General features: G+C 63.5%; 1 protein-coding gene. It reads left to right on the top strand.

The annotated features are described in order from the left end of the window. The coding region (cpaF, locus tag GY769_05030) for a Flp pilus assembly complex ATPase component (protein MCP4201281.1) at positions 1-784 on the top strand (784 nt) is incomplete at both ends.

Below are 784 nucleotides of genomic sequence, written 5' to 3'. Positions count from 1 at the left end.
GGAAGTACGACGGCTCCACGCGCGCGCTCGAGCTCAAGAAGGTGATGGAGGACCTCGGCGGCGACGCCACCGACGATCTCGAGGTCCGCGAAGGGGAGCCCGAAGAGTTCGACATCGACGCGCTGGCCGACGAATCCGACGAAGCGCCGGTGGTGCGCCTGGTCAACATCATCCTGACCGACGCGATCAAGCGCGGCGCCTCGGACATCCACATCGAGCCCTACGAGAAGAAGTACCGCTGCCGGTACCGGGTCGACGGTCTGCTCTACGAGGTGATGTACCCGCCGCTGCGCCTGCGCGAAGCGATCACCAGCCGGCTCAAGATCATGGCCAAGCTCGACATCGCCGAGAAGCGCCTGCCCCAGGACGGTCGCATCAAGATCAAGACCAAGATCGGCGACAAGGACAAAGAGCTCGACTACCGCGTCTCGGTGCTGCCGACGATCTTCGGCGAGAAGATCGTCATGCGGCTGCTGGACAAAGACAACCTGATGCTGGACATGACCAAGCTCGGGTTCGAGATCGAGTCGCTTTCCAAGTTCCAGGACGCCATCGCCCAGCCCTACGGCATGGTTCTGGTCACCGGGCCTACCGGCTCGGGCAAGACCAACACCCTCTACTCGGCGCTGCAGACGCGCAACACCGCCGAGACCAACATCCTGACCGCCGAGGATCCGGTCGAGTTCAACCTCACCGGCATCAACCAGGTGCAGACGAAGGAGTCGATCGGGCGCAACTTCGCCACCGCCCTGCGCTCCTTCCTGCGCCAGGATCCGAACATCGT

Source organism: bacterium (assembly GCA_024224155.1).
Lineage (GTDB): Bacteria > Acidobacteriota > Thermoanaerobaculia > Multivoradales > JAHEKO01 > CALZIK01.
Note: the sequence above shows the minus strand (reverse complement) of the source record. Positions and strands in the feature narration are given on the sequence as shown.